This window comes from Mesonia maritima (genome assembly GCF_042433895.1).
Taxonomy (GTDB): domain Bacteria; phylum Bacteroidota; class Bacteroidia; order Flavobacteriales; family Flavobacteriaceae; genus Mesonia; species Mesonia maritima.
On the sequence record NZ_JBHLUA010000006.1, the window covers coordinates 27,749 to 45,140 of the forward strand.

The 17,392-nt window shown below is 34.8% G+C and carries 22 protein-coding genes; 9 read left to right on the plus strand and 13 right to left on the minus strand.

Annotation, left to right across the window (positions count from 1 at the left end; translation table 11 throughout):
- Positions 1-74: 74 nt before the first annotated feature.
- The 12 genes from ACFFGL_RS04535 to thiC form a co-directional block, all read right to left on the minus strand.
- Positions 75-410: an AAA family ATPase gene (locus ACFFGL_RS04535; RefSeq protein WP_309728251.1), complete on the minus strand. Its 336-nt coding sequence runs from the start codon at positions 408-410 to the stop codon at positions 75-77.
- Positions 391-798 carry an alpha/beta fold hydrolase gene (locus tag ACFFGL_RS04540; protein ID WP_309728253.1) on the minus strand — a complete coding sequence of 136 codons (408 nt, stop codon included), beginning with the start codon at positions 796-798 and terminating at the stop codon, positions 391-393. Before ACFFGL_RS04540 ends, ACFFGL_RS04535 begins: the two co-directional genes overlap by 20 nt.
- Before the next feature lie 304 nt (positions 799-1,102).
- Positions 1,103-1,306, minus strand: coding sequence for a hypothetical protein (locus ACFFGL_RS04545; RefSeq protein WP_309727892.1), 204 nt, complete (start codon positions 1,304-1,306; stop codon positions 1,103-1,105).
- 50 nt (positions 1,307-1,356) lie between these two features.
- Entirely contained in the window at positions 1,357-2,211 is an 855-nt protein-coding gene (locus ACFFGL_RS04550; protein ID WP_309727894.1) for an SDR family oxidoreductase, read from the minus strand.
- 58 nt (positions 2,212-2,269) lie between these two features.
- On the minus strand, positions 2,270-2,842 hold the full coding sequence (locus ACFFGL_RS04555; RefSeq protein WP_309727896.1) for a Crp/Fnr family transcriptional regulator: 573 nt from the start codon (positions 2,840-2,842) through the stop codon (positions 2,270-2,272).
- 126 nt (positions 2,843-2,968) lie between these two features.
- On the minus strand, positions 2,969-3,490 hold the full coding sequence (locus ACFFGL_RS04560; protein WP_309727898.1) for a GNAT family N-acetyltransferase: 522 nt from the start codon (positions 3,488-3,490) through the stop codon (positions 2,969-2,971).
- Positions 3,491-3,515: 25 nt separating this feature from the next.
- Positions 3,516-3,938, minus strand: a complete 423-nt coding sequence (locus tag ACFFGL_RS04565; RefSeq protein ID WP_309727900.1) for a GNAT family N-acetyltransferase — start codon at positions 3,936-3,938, stop codon at positions 3,516-3,518.
- A 12-nt stretch (positions 3,939-3,950) separates the two neighbouring features.
- Complete coding sequence (locus ACFFGL_RS04570) at positions 3,951-4,625, minus strand: NAD-dependent epimerase/dehydratase family protein (RefSeq protein ID WP_378928074.1); 675 nt, start codon at positions 4,623-4,625, stop codon at positions 3,951-3,953.
- Positions 4,517-4,810 carry an NAD-dependent epimerase/dehydratase family protein gene (locus tag ACFFGL_RS04575; protein ID WP_309727904.1) on the minus strand — a complete coding sequence of 98 codons (294 nt, stop codon included), beginning with the start codon at positions 4,808-4,810 and terminating at the stop codon, positions 4,517-4,519. The genes ACFFGL_RS04570 and ACFFGL_RS04575 overlap by 109 nt, the downstream gene beginning before the upstream one ends.
- A gap of 3 nt (positions 4,811-4,813) precedes the next feature.
- A complete protein-coding gene (gene thiE, locus ACFFGL_RS04580) occupies positions 4,814-5,470 on the minus strand; it encodes a thiamine phosphate synthase (RefSeq protein WP_309727906.1) in 657 nt (218 codons plus the stop codon).
- Positions 5,471-5,480: 10 nt separating this feature from the next.
- Positions 5,481-6,212, minus strand: coding sequence for a hydroxymethylpyrimidine/phosphomethylpyrimidine kinase (locus tag ACFFGL_RS04585; RefSeq protein WP_309727907.1), 732 nt, complete (start codon positions 6,210-6,212; stop codon positions 5,481-5,483).
- A complete protein-coding gene (gene thiC / locus ACFFGL_RS04590; RefSeq protein ID WP_309727909.1) occupies positions 6,209-8,026 on the minus strand; it encodes a phosphomethylpyrimidine synthase ThiC in 1,818 nt (605 codons plus the stop codon). The genes ACFFGL_RS04585 and thiC overlap by 4 nt, the downstream gene beginning before the upstream one ends.
- Positions 8,027-8,285: 259 nt before the next feature.
- Here thiC and ACFFGL_RS04595 point away from each other — a divergent pair, with 259 nt between their 5' ends.
- The 8 genes from ACFFGL_RS04595 to ACFFGL_RS04630 all read left to right on the plus strand — a co-directional run bounded on the left by ACFFGL_RS04595 (position 8,286) and on the right by ACFFGL_RS04630 (position 15,702).
- Positions 8,286-9,356: a sensor histidine kinase gene (locus ACFFGL_RS04595; RefSeq protein WP_309727911.1), complete on the plus strand. Its 1,071-nt coding sequence runs from the start codon at positions 8,286-8,288 to the stop codon at positions 9,354-9,356.
- Positions 9,357-9,362: 6 nt separating this feature from the next.
- The gene (locus ACFFGL_RS04600) at positions 9,363-10,688 is read left to right on the plus strand and encodes a sigma-54-dependent transcriptional regulator (protein ID WP_309727913.1); all 1,326 of its coding nucleotides are present in this window, start codon (positions 9,363-9,365) and stop codon (positions 10,686-10,688) included.
- 406 nt (positions 10,689-11,094) lie between these two features.
- The gene (locus ACFFGL_RS04605) at positions 11,095-12,396 is read left to right on the plus strand and encodes a Glu/Leu/Phe/Val family dehydrogenase (protein WP_309727915.1); all 1,302 of its coding nucleotides are present in this window, start codon (positions 11,095-11,097) and stop codon (positions 12,394-12,396) included.
- 11 nt (positions 12,397-12,407) lie between these two features.
- A complete protein-coding gene (locus ACFFGL_RS04610; RefSeq protein ID WP_309727916.1) occupies positions 12,408-12,833 on the plus strand; it encodes a GreA/GreB family elongation factor in 426 nt (141 codons plus the stop codon).
- Positions 12,834-12,835: 2 nt separating this feature from the next.
- Complete coding sequence (locus ACFFGL_RS04615) at positions 12,836-13,222, plus strand: hypothetical protein (protein WP_309727917.1); 387 nt, start codon at positions 12,836-12,838, stop codon at positions 13,220-13,222.
- Positions 13,223-13,236: 14 nt separating this feature from the next.
- Positions 13,237-13,623 carry a hypothetical protein gene (locus ACFFGL_RS04620; RefSeq protein WP_309727918.1) on the plus strand — a complete coding sequence of 129 codons (387 nt, stop codon included), beginning with the start codon at positions 13,237-13,239 and terminating at the stop codon, positions 13,621-13,623.
- A gap of 383 nt (positions 13,624-14,006) precedes the next feature.
- Entirely contained in the window at positions 14,007-14,921 is a 915-nt protein-coding gene (locus ACFFGL_RS04625) for a ketopantoate reductase family protein (RefSeq protein ID WP_309727919.1), read from the plus strand.
- 1 nt (position 14,922) lies between these two features.
- On the plus strand, positions 14,923-15,702 hold the full coding sequence (locus ACFFGL_RS04630) for a helix-turn-helix transcriptional regulator (protein ID WP_309727921.1): 780 nt from the start codon (positions 14,923-14,925) through the stop codon (positions 15,700-15,702).
- 244 nt (positions 15,703-15,946) lie between these two features.
- Here the strand turns inward: ACFFGL_RS04630 and ACFFGL_RS04635 are convergent, their stop codons facing one another.
- Positions 15,947-16,297, minus strand: coding sequence for a DUF983 domain-containing protein (locus tag ACFFGL_RS04635; RefSeq protein WP_309727923.1), 351 nt, complete (start codon positions 16,295-16,297; stop codon positions 15,947-15,949).
- A 93-nt stretch (positions 16,298-16,390) separates the two neighbouring features.
- Between ACFFGL_RS04635 and ACFFGL_RS04640 the strand changes: the two genes are divergently transcribed.
- Positions 16,391-17,266, plus strand: a complete 876-nt coding sequence (locus tag ACFFGL_RS04640) for an AraC family transcriptional regulator (RefSeq protein WP_309727925.1) — start codon at positions 16,391-16,393, stop codon at positions 17,264-17,266.
- Positions 17,267-17,392: the final 126 nt, after the last annotated feature.

Consider the following 17,392-nt stretch of genomic DNA (forward strand, 5'->3'; position numbering starts at 1 on the left):
TGGCATCCAATATTCGCTAAATGTGTTTAATTTTGATTGGAGGTTTACTTTATGTATTTCCATATTAAGGATTTTTATGAATTATTTTCTCTTATGAATTTTAGTACAAAATCAACTCTGCTTTTAACGTCAACTTTAGGGACTTCAACAATTTGATATCCATAACTTTGATAAGTTTTCAATATAGTAGTATGTGTTAACATCACTTCGTTCCAATCTTGTTTTCGCTCTTCATCCGTTTTATAAATTTCTTGCCAAGGCGGAAGTATAAAAACGACTGGATTGAAACTCCAATGTTCCGCATATAAAATCATGTACTCGCTTATTTCGGACTCAATGAGTTCTGCATAACCTATTGAATCTAATAATCCACGGTCAAAAAATACAGGTTTATTGTTGGAAGTATGTATTTTGAATTAAACGAATTGGCTGCTGCTGATGGGCGTTATTCATCCATAGCATTCCAATCATAGCCCATACTTTTGCACCTAATCCTGCAGCATCGACCAGAACAAGCTTTTTAACCATCTTTGGATTATCGATAACAAACTGTAAAGCAATTGCTCCTCCTTGAGACAGACCTACAAGGTTCGATTTTGATATTTTTAATTCTTCCAAAAAACTTTTGAGCCACTTAACAAAATAGGGGCGGCTATAATCCGTATCATCGGGTTTGTCCGATTCTACATACCCAACGATATAGGGTACAATTACTTCTCTCTGTTCTATATTTACCTTTAATTTTTCTATTATGTTTTTTCGATATGTTCTTTGTACATTGTTTTTAACATCTTTTATTAAAGAAAACCTTTAGGATGCTAAAATGCTTAAGACAACATATCCTCAATTCCTTGAAAAACACTCATGAAGGTTCTGCAAAACGATTACCAAGATAGAGGTACCACTCTGTACCATAAACGATGTAAATTCGACAATTATAGCCTTTGTGATTGTATTCCAACAAACCTTCATTTTCAATTCCCAAAAGTCTTTCCAAAACATAATCTGTGGCACAATAAAGACCTACTAACTTGGTACTTTCCTCAAATATTTTGGTGTGGTGTGATGTTATGGCTCATTTTTTATTTTTTGAAAGTAATCGTTATAAATAATCTAGGAAAATTGTATCAAGAGTCATTCCTCGTTCTAAAGCTATTCCTTTTGGAGTTTGATAAGCTCCCTTGACCATACGGATGCTTCCAGGTAATTGAAGGACGTCTTTAAAATCATCTTTAGTTCTATGTAAATAAGCCTGCAAAGTTATACCAAGATTTTTATGTGTTTTTAATAATTCTTTCTCCTTCATTCAATTTTCACGTTTTTAAAGATGGGGTGAATGTTTTGTATTTGGTTAATTTATTTTGCTACTTTACTTTCAAAAAAATCTTTAAGGTGGTGGGTACCGTATGTGTTGGCCACATTATCATCAGCTATGGCGGTTAAGAAAAACTCAATAGGGCCATAGATTTTAGAGGAAGTAAAGGTTCTTAAAAACCAAATTACTCCTCTTCTGACCCAATCCGGCAAATGAGAAATTTTTATAGGCTTATTCCAAGCTTTTAAGGCGAGTTCTCCTATTTCATTTTGAGTGAGAACATCAGGACCGCCAACCGATTCTTCTGAACTTTTCACCATCATTTTATCGACACATACCTGAGCTAAATCGGCTCCATGAATAGGGTTTAATTTTTGCTGACCATCGCCAAAAAGATAGACTCGGCCACCTTTAGCCATGTTTAAAAAATCTTTCATATCAGAAAAGAAACCATTGGGACGTATAATACAACTTCGAATGGCTGATGCTTTTAATTCGTCCACAAGTTTCTCCTTGGCTTCAAATATTTTTAATTGTCTTAATTTGTTGCCATTGATGGCCGAAATATATTGGAAGGCTTCTACATCATCTTTTAGGGCTTCTTTTAATAAATTGGAATTACCCTGATAGTCCACATCCATATAGGTCAGTCCATCTTTTTGGCGTGTAATGCCAACCGTAGAAAACACCCAGTCTATATTTTGTGTCACACCATCAAGAGTATGGGGTTTTGTTATTTCGCCAATAAAAATATCATCTACGTTACCAAAAATTTTCTTTTGAGCTTCCTTACGGATTAATACCCGGACCCAAAAGCCTCTCTTTTTGAGCTCTTTGACCAAAAATTGCCCTAAATATCCTGTAGCTCCAGCTACTAAAACTTGCTTTGTATTCATTTTTTGTTACAAAACTAAACTTTTCTTAATTCAGTACTCTTGACGATAGTCAAGAACTTTATTTTTTAAAAATACGCGCTTTTATTCTACTTAAGGTTTCGGGAGAAACCCCTAAAAAAGAAGCTATATATTGTTGTGGAGCACGTAAGAAAAGATATCCTTGAGTATTTAATAAATCGATATAGCGTTCTTCTGCCGATTTTGTTATGAAAGAAGCAATTACTTTTTGAGTGGTTATCAATTCATTCTCAGTGGCTATTCTGGCTATGACTTCCAGTTTAGGAAGTGCCTCCAATAATTTTTCTGTGGCCGATTTTGTAAAAATGAGTAGTTCTGTTGTTTCTATTGCTTGGTAGTTTTCACTAGCAGGAACATTAAATGTATAACTCTCGCCAGCACAAATAAACTGTCCTTCTGAATAAAAGAAAGCAGTTTTTTCGTTCCCTTTAACATTGTAAAAAAGTCGCACACAACCTTTAGTAACATAGTAAATTTCATTTGCTACTTTCCCTTCAGTAAAAATTAGTTCATTTTTGAGAAATGTTTTTGTCTCGATGGCTTCTTTTAGTAGCTGAGTTTCATCTTTATTAATAGAGGTGTATATTTTTATATTTTCTAATAATCTTTCCATAGTGCTATCAAAAGTACCAAAAAATAAATGAAGAAATCTCCGAAATGAACAGGAGATTTTTTACTGGTTATAGACTATAATGTAGCTATTTAGGCTTCCTACAGTCTCATTTCCAAAAAAATAAATTTATAAATGTTTTTGCATTACAAAAAACCAAAAGTTTTTCCTACCAATTTGGAAATCGTGTTCTCCAGTTTTTTTAAATCCACTTTTGTTATAAAAATTTATAGCTCTAATGTTTTCTTTGAGTACCGAAAGCCATATTTCTTTGAATTCTAATTGTTTTGCTTTTTTTAGTAGATGATGTTGTAGTTCACCCCCTATTTTAATAGAAAGGAAATCTTTAAGAACATATATTTTTTGAAGTTGACATACCTGTTTGGCTAGGGTAAAATCTGATGCCGAATTTAATTTAAGTTTGGCATAGCCAACCGGTAAATTATTAACTGTGGCTATCCAATATTTATTATTAGGTTTATTGATGCTATTCTCTATTTTATCAAGAGAAAAAGTAGCATCAAGATAATCAAGTAAATCCTGCTCATAAGTAAAATAATGAGCAAAGGTTTCAGAGAATGTTGTTCTACCTAAAAGTGCTATGGATTTAGCATCTTTTTTATTTGCCTGTCGGATTTCAATTTTATTCATTATAAGTTCAATTCTATCGCAACCTTTATTGAGAGGTACTATTTTTCAATTCTCGCTCCATCATTTTTTTTGGGTTTTGCACTTCTTTAAATCCGAATTGTTGATACAGGCCGTGTGCATCTTTGGTGTTTAGTTTCCAATTTTCCACTTGCTTTAGTTCGGGATGACTTAAAATGTATTCCATTAACTTTTTGGAATAGCCTTTTCCCCGTTCGCTTTCTATGATAAACACATCCATCAGGTAGGCAATGGTGGTAAAATCGGTCACTACCCGGGCATATCCTATTTGCCTGCCTTCCAGATAAACCCCGAAATTCAACGAGTTCGCTATCGTCTTTTGGACTTGTTGAAGCGTGCGCCCTTTTGCCCAATAGGTCTGGGCAATAAAATCTGTTATTAACTGAATATTCAGTTGATTCTTTTCTGTATTAATGATTAGTTCTTTCATTTCACACTGCATTTATAATTTTAAAAAATCATCAAAATTATGTATAGGTCGATAGTTGAGTTGCGCCTTGGCTTTTTCTATACTATAAACCCGATCTATGGTTTCTAAAAATTTCCATCTTTTTTCTTCAAATATCCTTTTTGCGTCTGGATAATATTTACAAATGACTTTTTCAGGATTTATATATAAAGTTTTTAGGTCTTGCTTCTGAAAAGGTGTGTCATTGGAAATATTATAAATTTCAAAAGCATCAAAATCTTTCTCCAGAGCGAGTAAGTGGGCCATAGCCACGTCATTTACATCTACCCCTCTATAAATTCTATGATTTACTTTTGTATTCTCATCTTCAGGCAGAAAGCGCGAAACCCTTAAAGCATTGGTTTCCAACCCTTCTTTCTCAAAATAATCTTTACAGAGCATTTCACAAGTCAATTTGGTAATGTCATAAATATCCCTTGGTTCTGGATGTAAATTTTCATCTACCCATACAGCTTCTTGACCATTCAACATTGCATTTCCATAAACAGAAGTAGAGCTTGTATATATGAATTTCTTTACTCCATTACATACGGCTGCTTTTAAAAGGTTATGCGTGCCTGTAATATTGGTTTCGATAAACCTTTCCCGAGGGGTATCACGGTAATAATGTTTACCGTGCAAAGCAACAGTATGAATAATAGCATTAATAGTAAGGGTTCTTTTTTTAGTAGTTCATAATTCCGAATATCTAAAATTTCATCGGTTGAATTTCCAGCTAAAATATCGATACCTATAACCTTATAGTTTCTCTTTCTTAGAAGCTTGACAATAGCACTTCCCAACTGTCCCGAAGAACCTGTTACTAAAATTGTTTCCTTTTCTGTATTCATCATCTTTTAGCTATTCAAATCAACCCCCGACTCTTGAAATGTTTTTTGAATATTTCTGTATATCGACTTTTTGTCCTCACTCTCATTGATCAACGAGGCAATGGCAATTCCATAAACACCTGCCGATAATAAGGGTTTTATATCAGAAATCTTCACTCCACCGATCACCAATAAAGGAATGGGATGATGATCTAGTTGCTTTTGTTGATCGATCAAGCTTTTAATTTGTTGTAGGGAAAGAAAGTTTTTAATCTCTGGTTTTGTTCGGGTTTTTCTAAAGGTGCCCAATCCCATATAATCGGCAATACCGCGTTGTTGATGGTATAGTGCTTCTGATTCATTATAAGCCGTAGCACCGATAATTTTGTTTTCTCCAAACTCTTTTCGTGCAGTCTCGTGATCGACATCATCATTTCCTAAATGTACCCCATCTGCATCAATTGCTATAGCAAGGTCTAAATGATCATTGATCACCAATGTGGCATTAAACTGCTTACAGATATTTTGGGTTTCCAAAGCAATTTCGAGCATTTCCCGTTTTTCCATTTCTTTTAAGCGTAGTTGCACCAACTCCACCCCTGCTTGACAGGCTTCCAATGCCAATTGTTGATGTGTTTTATTTGGCATATCCTGAGTGATATAGTGAATTCTGGATGATTTCATAACAGTAGAGTTAAATAATACCAAGCAAAGATTCGCTGCTTGACCTATATTGAGACAGTAATTTCTTTGCCCTATGATAAGCTTGTTTTACATCTAGTCCTAGGGCCAATCCCGCTGTTATTCCTGAAGAAAGGACACAGCCGGTACCGTGTTTATCGAAGCCCTTAATTTTTTTAGCTCTCAAGGAAAGTGTTTCACCCTTCCAAAATAAATGGTCAATAATCATTTCTTCTGTTTCAATAGCCGATTTCAGTAAAATAACTGGTCTGTGAGATATTTGGGATGGGGAAAAATCATTTCCCCATAATTCATTAAATTCCTCTCTGTTCGGTGTGATCAGGTCTATGAGTTTCATTATTTCAAAAAGTTTATGGGAAGCTCCATTATCCCAAAACCGAAATCCACTAGAACTTTTTAAAATGGGATCCCATACAATTTTTAAAGAAGGGTTATAGCTCCTTAATAATTTAATTAACCAGCTTAGCATATCTATATTTTGTATGATTCCAATTTTTACCACTGATATGGAATGAACATCAAAAACAACCTCAAGCTGACTTTTTATTTCCTCTTGAGTTAACCAATGAATGTTCCGTATCTCATATTCATTTTGAATGGTAATGGCACTTATTACGCCAAAGCCATAAACATTGAAATGTTGAAATACTTTTATATCAGCTAGGGTTCCCGCACCTGCTGAAGAATCAAAGCCGGCAATAGACAGTACTTTCGGTTGCTTCATAGATAAATGGAAGATCCTTTTTGGGTAAATTCATCGGCTTTTTCTTCTAATCCTTTTTCAATAATGGTGTTTTCATTAGTATCTTTTTCCGCTGCCATATTCCTGATTTCCTGGGTAATTTTCATCGAACAAAATTTTGGACCGCACATACTACAGAAGTGGGCGATCTTAGCGCCTTCTGCCGGTAAGGTTTCATCGTGATATTCACGGGCAGTGTATGGGTCAAGCGATAAATTGAATTGATCTTCCCATCGAAACTCAAAACGGGCTTTACTCAGCGCATCATCCCGGTACTGGGCGGCAGGAAATCCTTTTGCCAAATCTGCTGCATGCGCGGCAATTTTATAGGCAATTAATCCTTCTTTTACGTCTTCTTTGTTGGGAAGTCCCAAATGTTCTTTTGGGGTGACATAACATAACATTGCTGTTCCAAACCAACCGATTAATGCGGCTCCTATGGCGCTGGTGATATGATCGTAACCGGGCGCAATATCGGTAGTTAGTGGGCCCAGGGTATAAAACGGGGCTTCGTGGGTAATTTCCAGTTGTTTATCTACATTTTCTTTGATGAGCTGCATTGGTACGTGCCCCGGGCCTTCAATCATTACCTGTACATTATGTTCCCAGGCAATCTTGGTAAGTTCTCCCAAGGTTTCCAATTCTGCAAATTGAGCTTTATCGTTGGCGTCTGCAATACTTCCCGGTCGTAAACCATCACCTAGGGAAATAGAAACATCATATTTATTGAGGATTTCGCACAGTTCAGAAAAATGTTCGTAAATAAAATTCTCTTTATGATGCGCCAAGCACCACTTGGCCATAATACTGCCTCCGCGGGAAACAATCCCTGTTAATCGGGAAGCTGTTAGCGGAATATAACGCAATAAAACCCCGGCGTGCAACGTAAAATAATCGACTCCCTGCTCTGCTTGTTCAATGAGGGTATCTTTAAACAGTTCCCAGGTGAGTTTTACGGGATCGCCATTTACTTTTTCCAAGGCTTGATATATAGGAACGGTTCCTAAGGGCACGGGACAATTTCGAATAACCCATTCCCGGGTTTCGTGAATATTGGCGCCGGTGGAGAGATCCATAATGGTATCTGCTCCCCAACGGCAAGCCCAAACTGCTTTTTCAACTTCTTCAGCAATCGAAGAGGTTACCACTGAATTTCCGATATTGGCATTTACTTTGGTCAAAAAGTTGCGCCCGATAATCATTGGTTCTAGTTCTGGATGATTGATATTGGCGGGAATGATAGCCCTTCCTTTGGCTACTTCTTCCCGAACAAATTCCGGGGTTATTTTTTGCGGAATATGGGCTCCCCAATCTTTTCCGGGATGTTGTGGATAATCGTTCATCATTTGGTTTTCCCTTACGGCGATATATTCCATTTCAGGTGTAATAATTCCCTGCTTGGCATAATACATCTGGGTATGGGATTCCCTTTTGGTTGTTCGGGGTTTCTTCAGGTTGGGAAAGCGTAAATGATCTAAGCTAGTATCCTCTAAACGAATATTTCCATAGTCAGAAGAAAGGCGGGGCAAGTTTGTTAATTCTTCGTCTTCTTTTAACCAATTTCTTACTTCGGGAAGCCCTTTAGATAAATCGATAGCTATTTTTGGGTCAGTATAAGCTCCACTGGTATCATAAAGGATAATATCAGGATTTGAAGTGTCTTTATCAGTGCTATTGACGGTTGTTTTTTCCTGTTTTATTTTCCGAAAAGGAATTTTGAGTCCGCTATCTGTGGTCAGGTAATATTTAGAGGAACTGGGAAATGCTTCTCTTGAAACGGTATCTTGAGTATCCATTGTTTTTGTTTTGAACAAAATTGACTAAATGCGATACACTGTGATAGTAAAAGATAGACATCGAAGAAAAGTTTGTACTTTCTTTTTGGATTGATCTACCTATTTTTATTGATATTCTTTCCTAACACTGATTAATTACTACTATGTTTTCAAAATAAATTGTATCTAATTTTAAAAAACTTTTAATTTTACTTAATCACTTTATGAGTATTAGCTAAATTAATTTTATATTATGCTAGGTATCGCAAAACCCAGCTTAATGAATGGCACAGAACTTAAATTACGGGAAAGGATAAAAGAGCTTACTTGTCTTTACGAGGTCTCTTCTATTATTGGGAATACCGATATAAATTCTTTACCCAACAGCCTCAACGCAATATTAAAAAGTTTAAAAAAGGCTTTTCAATACCCCAAGTTTACCGAAATAAAAATAGATTATGAAGATGTTTGTTATACCACCGGGCCTATAAATGATGAAGTTACCATTACCAGTGCCATCAAACTATTTAACCAACCTAAAGGAAGCTTAACGGTCAGTTTAAAAGAGTGTAAAAGCTCTTTTTTAAAAGAAGAGAAACAATTAATAGATAGTGTAGCTCTAAAAATTAGTAACCTCTTGGAAAGAATTGAGATTAAAAAAAATGAAAATTCTTTACGACGTCAGGTAGAACGTACAGATCGGTTAAATATTTTAGGGGAAATTACCGCAGGCATCGCCCATGAACTCAATACGCCATTGACCAATATATTAGGGTTTTCTGAACTGCTTAAAGAAAACTGTACCCAAGAAGAAAGTAAAGACCTGGATAGAATTATTCAAAATGCGATTTACTCTAGGGAAGTGGTAAAAAAATTAATGTTCTTTGCTTGTGAAATGCCTCAAGCACGGGAAACGATAGATATTGTGCCTACCCTTAAAAGTGCTATTGACTTGTTAAGGCCCACGTTGAGGAAAAAACACCTGGAATGCATTTTAAAAACCAACGAAAAGTTATTTTTAAAAGCAGATGCCTTACAAATTACCCAAGTACTATTTAATTTGATCATGAACGCGATTTATTTTACACCAGAACAAGGGACTATAGAAATACAAGCATTTCAAAAGAACGAACAGATCATTATTAAAGTGAAAGACGAGGGAAGCGGACTTACGGCAGAAGCAGCGGAAAAACTTTTTGAGCCTTTTTTTACCACCAAGCCTATTGGCGAGGGTTCCGGATTGGGATTAAGTGTGGTACACGGGATTGTCGCGAGTCATCAAGGAAGCATTACCGCAAAAAACAATATTGAAAAAGGGGCTACCTTCCAAATTAAACTGCCTATCAACTAACAACTTATGAAATTAAGAGAAAATATCTTAGTGGTAGATGACGACCTCTCTATCTTAGAGCTATTGCACCGGCATTTAAGTGCTTGGGATTTTCATGTATTCAAAGCAGTTTCTGTTAAAGAAGCAGTCAATATTTTAAAAGATACGAACATCGATCTTTTAATTACCGATTTAAAAATGCCACAGATAGATGGTTTTGAACTTATTAAATTTGTAAGTGAACACTACCCTCACCTTCCCAAATTAATTGTAACCGGTTATCCTTCTGTGCAAGATTCTTTAAAAGCCATTAAAAACGGTGTTGCAGATTATCTTACCAAACCGTTTACCAAAGAAGAATTAAGACTTGCGGTAGAAAAATCGATGCAGCCTCACACTCCACAAGTTACTTCTGCCAAAGACAAAACGCAAACAGCTAAAAAACTCCCAAAAGAAATCATCGGTGAATCTCAGGCTATTCAAGAGATTTTTGAAATTATAGAACGTGTAAAAGATAATAAAGCTACCGTTTTTATTCACGGGGAAAGCGGAACCGGAAAAGAGCTTTTGGCACGGGCGATCCATTATGAAGGTAAATTCTCCAAACAACCTTTTATAGCGGTTAACTGCGGAGCCATCCCCGAAAATTTATTGGAAGCTGAACTGTTTGGATATACCAAAGGAGCCTTTACCGGAGCTGACACGAATAGAAATGGTTTTTTTCAAGCTGCAAATGGCGGAACTATCTTTTTAGATGAAATTGGCAATGCGCCTTTAAATGTTCAAAATAGGCTATTAAGGGTATTGCAAGAAAAAGAAGTCATAAAAGTAGGTGCACAAAAGCCTGAAAAAATAGATGTAAGAATTATTGCCGCTACCAATAGCAACCTAAAAGAAATGAGTAAAAAAGATCTTTTTAGGGAAGATTTGTATTATCGTCTGGTAGTTGTAGAAATTGAAGTGCCTCCCCTACGCCTACGAAAGGCAGATATACCGTTATTAGTCGATAAGTTTTTATTAAAATATGGGTTAGAATATAAAGATAAGTTTGTAAGCATTACCCCAGAAGCATTGGATATTTTAAAAAGATATCATTGGCCGGGGAACATTCGGGAATTAGAAAATATAATTCAAAGAGCGGTTATTTTATCAGATAAAACTATTGAAGTTCATCATCTTCCCGACCATTTAAAATATCAAATCGATTTTCCTGAGGATGGTTTTGTTACGTTAAAGGAAATGGAAAAAAAATACATTCAAAAAGTATTGCGGGCTACCCAACAAAACAAAACCAAGGCCGCAAAGATATTAGGCATCGATAGAAAAACCATTCGGATAAAACTCGATCAATAAATTTCTCTTGGGCAAGTCCAAGGAGCATTTCCTGAAGTCGTTTTCAAACTTTAAAAATTCACTAGTAAGACAAGACTTAGAGTATTTGCCGCTGAGCATAAAAATCGGGTAAAAAAGTACCGGTTGATACTTTTTTACCCGGTCTCTACTAGCGCATAAAATACCTTATCATTCTTAACTAATTGTATTTCAGATACTAAAAACCCTTCCCTTTCTATTGGTTTTTATTTGGTACAGCCATTGACTTTAGTACATCAAAATTAAATGTACTATGATCGACCCTATTTATTCTATTTGTAAAAACTGTAGGCATAAAAACTACTGTGTGCTTACCCTTCATAAAGATCAAGTTTGGTCTTGTGATGAACACTCTTCTAAAAACGCCTAATTATTTAAGTAAAAATTTATGAATACAACTTTAATTAACGATAGAAAACCTGAGGGAAAAGTTTCTCAGGGAATGATGGAAAACGTATTGCAGCAATTCACCAGTGCAGCTCAATACATTAATTTACATCATGATATTCAAAAAATTCTAAAAATCACTAATAACGAACTCATACTTCATTTTCCTGTGAAGATGGACGATGGGTCTGTAGAGATTTTTACGGGATACCGTGTGCAACACAATAATGCCTTAGGCCCTTACAAAGGAGGATTGCGCTATCATCCTACGGTAGATATTAATGCGGCCCGGGCTTTGGCCATGTGGATGACCTGGAAAACTTCTTTGGCAGATCTTCCCTTTGGTGGTGGTAAAGGAGGCATTCAATTAGATCCCTCTAACTATTCAACCTCTGAATTAGAAAGGATTACAAGACGATTCACTTACGCCTTAGGAGATAATATTGGACCCGATCATGATATTCCTGCCCCAGATGTAAATACAAACAGTCAAACTATGGCGTGGATGGCAGATACGTTTATGAGTACCCGTTTACCCGCCAAAAGATCTGTTAACCAGCATGTGGTGACGGGAAAACCAGACGGTATCGGTGGACTTGAAGGCAGGGACCGAGCTACAGGCTACGGCGTGTTTTTAACGATTAAAAAGTATTTAAAAAAACAAAAGGAATCCTTACTCAACAAAACATTTATAGTTCAAGGTTTTGGGAATGTAGGGTATTGGGCCGCTAAATTCTTGGAAGAAGAAGGAGCGGTGTTAGTAGGCGTGCAAGATGCTTCTGCTACTTTACACAACCCACAAGGGATAGAAGTTTCTTCTTTAAACGACTATGTAAACATAAATGATAACCGTATTGGAGGATTCCCACGAGCTGAAATTATCGATAAAGCTCATTTTTTTCAGCTTGATTGTGACATCATCATTCCGGCAGCTTTGGGCAATCAAATTACAGCGGAAAACGCTCCAAATATTCAAGGCAAACTTATAGCGGAAGGTGCGAATGGCCCTATTAGCAATGAGGCAGAAAAAATCCTTTTGAAGAATAAGGTAACAATTATTCCTGATATCCTTTGTAATTCCGGTGGAGTGATTGCCAGTTATTTTGAATGGCTCCAAAATAAAAATGGAGAGATTTGGCAGTTAGAAGATACCTTGAAAAAGTTAGATCTAAAATTAGAAGAATCCTTCAATAATGTTTTTTACTATGCACAAAAAGAAGGTATCGATATGCGGAAAGCCGCTTATTGTATTGCGATTAAAAGAATAGAAAAAGCCTATATCCAAAGAGGGCTTTTCCCATAAAAACAAATTATATGAAATACGGTAGCCACATTATAGAAAAAAAGGAATATGTATATCTAAAGAGACTGCTGAATATCTCTGGATATGACCACACTGTAGCCCATAAATTAGCGTTAAAAAAGCTTGCCCTTAAGCTGGATGATTCAATTATTGTAGATGAAGAAGAAATGCCTGCGGATATTGTAAGGTTAAACAGCAAATTAACCATTAAGTCTGTTTCCAATTCTTCTACAATGCCTTTACAAATAGTAATCCCTATGGATGAAGAAATCCGAAAGCAAAAATTGTCTGTACTAAGTCCCCTTCCGGTAGCTTTAATCGGTTATTCTGAAGGAGATCAGGTCGATTTAGCTTTTACCAATGAAAATACAACGGCCTATGTGATCCAAAAAGTGGAACAAGATATAGAGACCAATAAAATAGATATACCCATATAATCATGAACAATAAATCACAAGCAATTTTTTTTCACGATGACGAGCATAATATTTCTCATAAAAGAAATACCTATGAATTAGAGCATTGGATAAGTCATCTAATTTTTATTGCAAAAGAAATAGATTATTTACATAAAATGTGTAAAACAGATAAGGGAAAGGAATGTTATTTTTTAAAAATAGAACTCGATAGAAATAAAAACAAAAATAAGCAACTTATCTCCAGATTAGAAAAATATGGTAAAAGTCGGGATATCCTTAACGAATGCGAAGATATGGAATGCGACCGGCTTTTTATACACCACCACGAAATTTACAGAAGTAAATATTATCGATTTATAGCGGAGTATCGTGCGATAAAAGAAAAGCTATTTAACTTAATAACCTAACTAATACTATGCTCTTGAATTCGAATCTTGAAAAAATCAACGAAACTAAATCTTTCTTTATAAAGAAAGATTTACTAGAGCTCCAACATTGGCTAACAAAGCTAGAAGAAAACCATCAAGAACTAGATTATGTGCAAGTTATACATCAACAGATTATTCAAGATACAGAAACCGCCTACAGTTTACAACAAGAAAGACGTAAAAACACCTTGGCTTTAGCCAGCCTTTGTAAATATGAACAACAATTAAAGAAAGTTTTGGAATATAGTTATGAAGTGTATGATTTGGATTTAGCTCATCAACACGAAAAAAAGAGAGTTGAATTTATAAATACGGATAAAAGTTTTTTTGCTTTTAAAATAAGTTTTTACAAGAAGCTAAGTAAATATAATATTAGATAAACAGCAGATCTATGAGTTTTCGAAAATTTGCAGTCATCGCTATCATTATTGGTATTGCCATCATCGTTTTATTATGCTGGATAGTTCCACCTCCCCTTTTTGATAAATAATAAACTATCTAAGGTGAGATGCACAAAATTTCTTGCTTCCATATTTGGTATGTATGATTTTGAATTCCAAAATTAAAAAGGCATCTCATTACTTTATTACAAAAAAATATAATCATGTCTTGCGAATATTAGTTGTAAACCAGTTTTAAGATCAATTGAGAAAATTTTTCTAACATCAAATATAAGGATAGTTTATTTTGATTTAAATGTCCAACTTATACTATTCAAAAAAATGCTTTTTACCGTAATTTGAAGATCATTAATCCTGCGAATATGAAACTGTATATTATTGGTGCCGGAGCGATTGGGAAAGCTCTTGCGGTGTGTTTAACGAAAAACGGAAAAAAGGTGGAGCTCATTCGTGGGAGTGTTGATGATGGACGTACTTATACCGAAAAAATAAGTTTACGACTGAAAACTGGTGAAATGCTAACCGCCGATATAAGGTTCAATTCCCTGTGTAATTTTTCGGCTTTTGACGGAATTATTATTTTCACTACTAAATCTTTTGGCAATAAAGCCTTAGCTGAAAAGCTAAAGGATAAAGCAACGCATACGCCAATCGTTATTCTACAAAATGGCTTAGGGATAGAACAGCCTTTTATCGAGCATAATTTTAAGGAAATCTATCGCTGTGTGCTGTTTGCTACCAGCCAAAATGTGCTTGAAAATGAAGTCAGCTATAAACCGGTTGCCCCTTCCCCTATCGGAATCGTCAAGCAAAACCTTACATTTTTAAATAGCATTGTCGACACATTGAATACGCCTGATTTTAGGTTGGAAGCGGAGGAAAATATAGATAAAATCATCTGGAAAAAGGTCATTGCCAATTGTGTATTTAATTCCATTTGTCCGTTGTTAGAAGTAGATAACGGCATTTTCCATCGCGATGCAACGGTTTTTTCTGTGGCCAAGAATATTATTCGGGAATGTGTAGCCATATCTACGGAAAAAGGGATTGCTTTAACTGCAAAGGAAATTGAAGAGCAGGTAATTTCAATCAGTAAAATGTCTGATGGGCAATTTATTTCTACCTTGCAGGATATTAGAAATCACCGAAAAACAGAAATAGATACCCTAAATTTGGAAGTTCACCGAATAGCCAAAGAAATGAATTTGGAAAGTCACGTGCAACAAACAAAACTATTAGGGGATTTGGTTCAACTAAAATCGGAATTGCACCTATAAAATGTACCAGCTATTTTCACCACCGAAGCATTTACAAAATCTGGTTAGGTATTACTGGCTGTTGGATTTAAGTACTGAAGATAAAAACCTTACTGAATATATTTTTGCGTACCCTTATGTAAATTGGGTGTTTACCCTGGGAATGCCGTATACGGTAAAAGATAACAGTAGTGGAGCTCTCCTCATCAAAGATACGCGAATACTGGGGCCGAGAACTAATTTTGCAGAATACCTTCATCCAGAAGGAAATTTGGCTTTTGGAGTGACTTTTCAATTTGGTAGCACGCTGCCGATCTTTAAAGAAGATACAAAATTACTGACCAATAAAATTATTTTACAGGAGGATATCCTTCCTGGTTCTAATTGGTTGACGCCATTTTTTAATGAAGTCAACTTAGACACTTTTATTCCTTCCCTGACCAGGCAAATAAGTCAACTTGCCGGTGATACTCCTAAAAATGGATATTCCTTATGGAATCGTTTTTTGGATTTAATCATTAACCAACAACACTATACTACCACGGCCTATTGTTTGGCCAAAGAATTGAGCGTAAGCCAGCGACACCTTCAACGAATTACCTTACAATATGCAGGACTTTCCCCAAAACAAATTCAGTCGATGATTCGCTGTAGACTGGCCATTCGGCATATTCAGAAGACAGGAAGTGTAACAGACTTCTTCCATTATGGTTATTTCGACCAGAATCATTTTATCAAAGAAGTCAAACGCTGGTCTGGCCATACACCAGGAGCGCTTTTTTCTTTGTTGTCAAATGCCTAAAAACTTATGAATTTTAATCATTGAACAAAGAGAATTGGGCTGTGCTTGTTTAATAAAAAGCATTGAAGTATTAGTTTGGACATCTATACCAGATTAAAAAATACATAAAACCAAACTCACACTAGTGATACAACAAAGACATTTTATATATTTAAAATGTTCTCGTTATTAATTTAAAAAAATTAAACCCCGCATTTTCTATATCTGAGAAAAGTTTAAAGCTCTCTTTCTCGTGTTTAAAAAATTAATTCTTATGAAAAATATGCGTCCAAATAGATCTGGAAAGCCTAAAATTGAGTGTACTCGACAAAATAGCTACAAAAACTATAATGAAAAAGACATTTAGTGGTGATAAATCTATTAAGTACCAAAATAAAATAAGGCTAGCAATCATCTCTCCTGCAGTAAGGGCATAACTAACGAACATTGCTCCAAAAAAGAAACCTGTCTCCTTTTCAAATTTATAATTACAATGTTGGCAACGTTTATTCATTTCAGGCATTTTAAATAAAAAAATATTGCCTTTTTTATTAAACATATTGCCTTTCCCACAATTGGGACACTTACATTTTACAATCTCTAAGGCTTTATTCATCACATTAAATTTTTAACGCTACAAAATTAACACTTTAGAGACTTATAATTATTATATTTTTACTGCTATTTTTTGTACTTTTAAGACATTAATATGAAAATACCAGTACTTAAAATAAATCAATTTGAAGAAACGGAACCCCTAAAAGATTTCTATATAAATTCTTTTGCCAACCATATTTCTTTAAATAAAAAATTAATTTCAAAGCCCCATAAGCATAATTTCTATCTATGTGTTATGTTTACCAAGGGCACGGGAATTCATGAAATCGATTTTAATTCTTATACCATTAAGCCCGGAAGTGTTTTCTTTTTAAGACCTGGACAAACCCATTTTTGGAAATTTGATTCTCCACCAGAGGGTTTTATTTTTTTTCATTCTCAAGAATTTTATGAATTGAAATTTCTAGAGCATAAATTACATGAATTTCCTTTTTATTATTCTTTTCAAAATCCTCCGCTTCTTGAATTACCGGATAAAAAAATAAATGGTTTATATAAAAAACTAGAAGAAGTCTATACAGAGTATATAAAACACAAGCCTTTTAAAGAATTAAAAATTGTAAGTTTAATCAATACGATATATATTGATTTTTTTAGAATGTACACCAATAATATTTCTAACGAAAAAAGCCATTCTCCAAATTATTTAAAAATTCTTGAAAGATTGGAAATTTTGATCGATGAAAATTTTCAAACAGAAAAGTTACCAAAGTTCTACGCTCAGCACTTAAATATAACTACCAAACACCTGAACCGTGTGGTTAAGGAAACCATTAATAAAACAACTTCTGAATTGATTTACGAACGCATAATTCTAGAAGCTAAACGATTAATTGTGCAAGACGATGAAAGTTTAACCACTATTTCACACAGATTAGAATTTTCTGATTATTCATATTTCTCTAAAATTTTTAAACTTAAAACCGGATTTACGCCAATAGATTTTAGGAAAAAGTATAGAAATTAAACCGAAGCTTAAAAATGTTCTAATTTCAATAATTGAGTAAATTAACTCCTTATGCTAAATTTTATAATTAATTCGCTGAATTTATCGGCTATAATCATGTAAGAAATTAAACCAACCTATTCACTA

What these genes read in the sequence shown, in the direction of transcription:
- ACFFGL_RS04545 (WP_309727892.1), bottom strand. Translation starts at nt 1,306, where the DNA reads ATGAAGGAGAAAGAATTATTAAAAACACATAAAAATCTTGGTATAACT.
- ACFFGL_RS04550 (WP_309727894.1), bottom strand. Translation starts at nt 2,211, where the DNA reads ATGAATACAAAGCAAGTTTTAGTAGCTGGAGCTACAGGATATTTAGGG.
- ACFFGL_RS04555 (WP_309727896.1), bottom strand. Translation starts at nt 2,842, where the DNA reads ATGGAAAGATTATTAGAAAATATAAAAATATACACCTCTATTAATAAA.
- ACFFGL_RS04560 (WP_309727898.1), bottom strand. Translation starts at nt 3,490, where the DNA reads ATGAATAAAATTGAAATCCGACAGGCAAATAAAAAAGATGCTAAATCC.
- ACFFGL_RS04565 (WP_309727900.1), bottom strand. Translation starts at nt 3,938, where the DNA reads ATGAAAGAACTAATCATTAATACAGAAAAGAATCAACTGAATATTCAG.
- ACFFGL_RS04575 (WP_309727904.1), bottom strand. Translation starts at nt 4,810, where the DNA reads ATGATGAATACAGAAAAGGAAACAATTTTAGTAACAGGTTCTTCGGGA.
- thiE (WP_309727906.1), bottom strand. Translation starts at nt 5,470, where the DNA reads ATGAAATCATCCAGAATTCACTATATCACTCAGGATATGCCAAATAAA.
- ACFFGL_RS04585 (WP_309727907.1), bottom strand. Translation starts at nt 6,212, where the DNA reads ATGAAGCAACCGAAAGTACTGTCTATTGCCGGCTTTGATTCTTCAGCA.
- thiC (WP_309727909.1), bottom strand. Translation starts at nt 8,026, where the DNA reads ATGGATACTCAAGATACCGTTTCAAGAGAAGCATTTCCCAGTTCCTCT.
- ACFFGL_RS04595 (WP_309727911.1), top strand. Translation starts at nt 8,286, where the DNA reads ATGAATGGCACAGAACTTAAATTACGGGAAAGGATAAAAGAGCTTACT.
- ACFFGL_RS04600 (WP_309727913.1), top strand. Translation starts at nt 9,363, where the DNA reads ATGAAATTAAGAGAAAATATCTTAGTGGTAGATGACGACCTCTCTATC.
- ACFFGL_RS04605 (WP_309727915.1), top strand. Translation starts at nt 11,095, where the DNA reads ATGAATACAACTTTAATTAACGATAGAAAACCTGAGGGAAAAGTTTCT.
- ACFFGL_RS04610 (WP_309727916.1), top strand. Translation starts at nt 12,408, where the DNA reads ATGAAATACGGTAGCCACATTATAGAAAAAAAGGAATATGTATATCTA.
- ACFFGL_RS04615 (WP_309727917.1), top strand. Translation starts at nt 12,836, where the DNA reads ATGAACAATAAATCACAAGCAATTTTTTTTCACGATGACGAGCATAAT.
- ACFFGL_RS04625 (WP_309727919.1), top strand. Translation starts at nt 14,007, where the DNA reads ATGAAACTGTATATTATTGGTGCCGGAGCGATTGGGAAAGCTCTTGCG.
- ACFFGL_RS04630 (WP_309727921.1), top strand. Translation starts at nt 14,923, where the DNA reads ATGTACCAGCTATTTTCACCACCGAAGCATTTACAAAATCTGGTTAGG.
- ACFFGL_RS04635 (WP_309727923.1), bottom strand. Translation starts at nt 16,297, where the DNA reads ATGAATAAAGCCTTAGAGATTGTAAAATGTAAGTGTCCCAATTGTGGG.
- ACFFGL_RS04640 (WP_309727925.1), top strand. Translation starts at nt 16,391, where the DNA reads ATGAAAATACCAGTACTTAAAATAAATCAATTTGAAGAAACGGAACCC.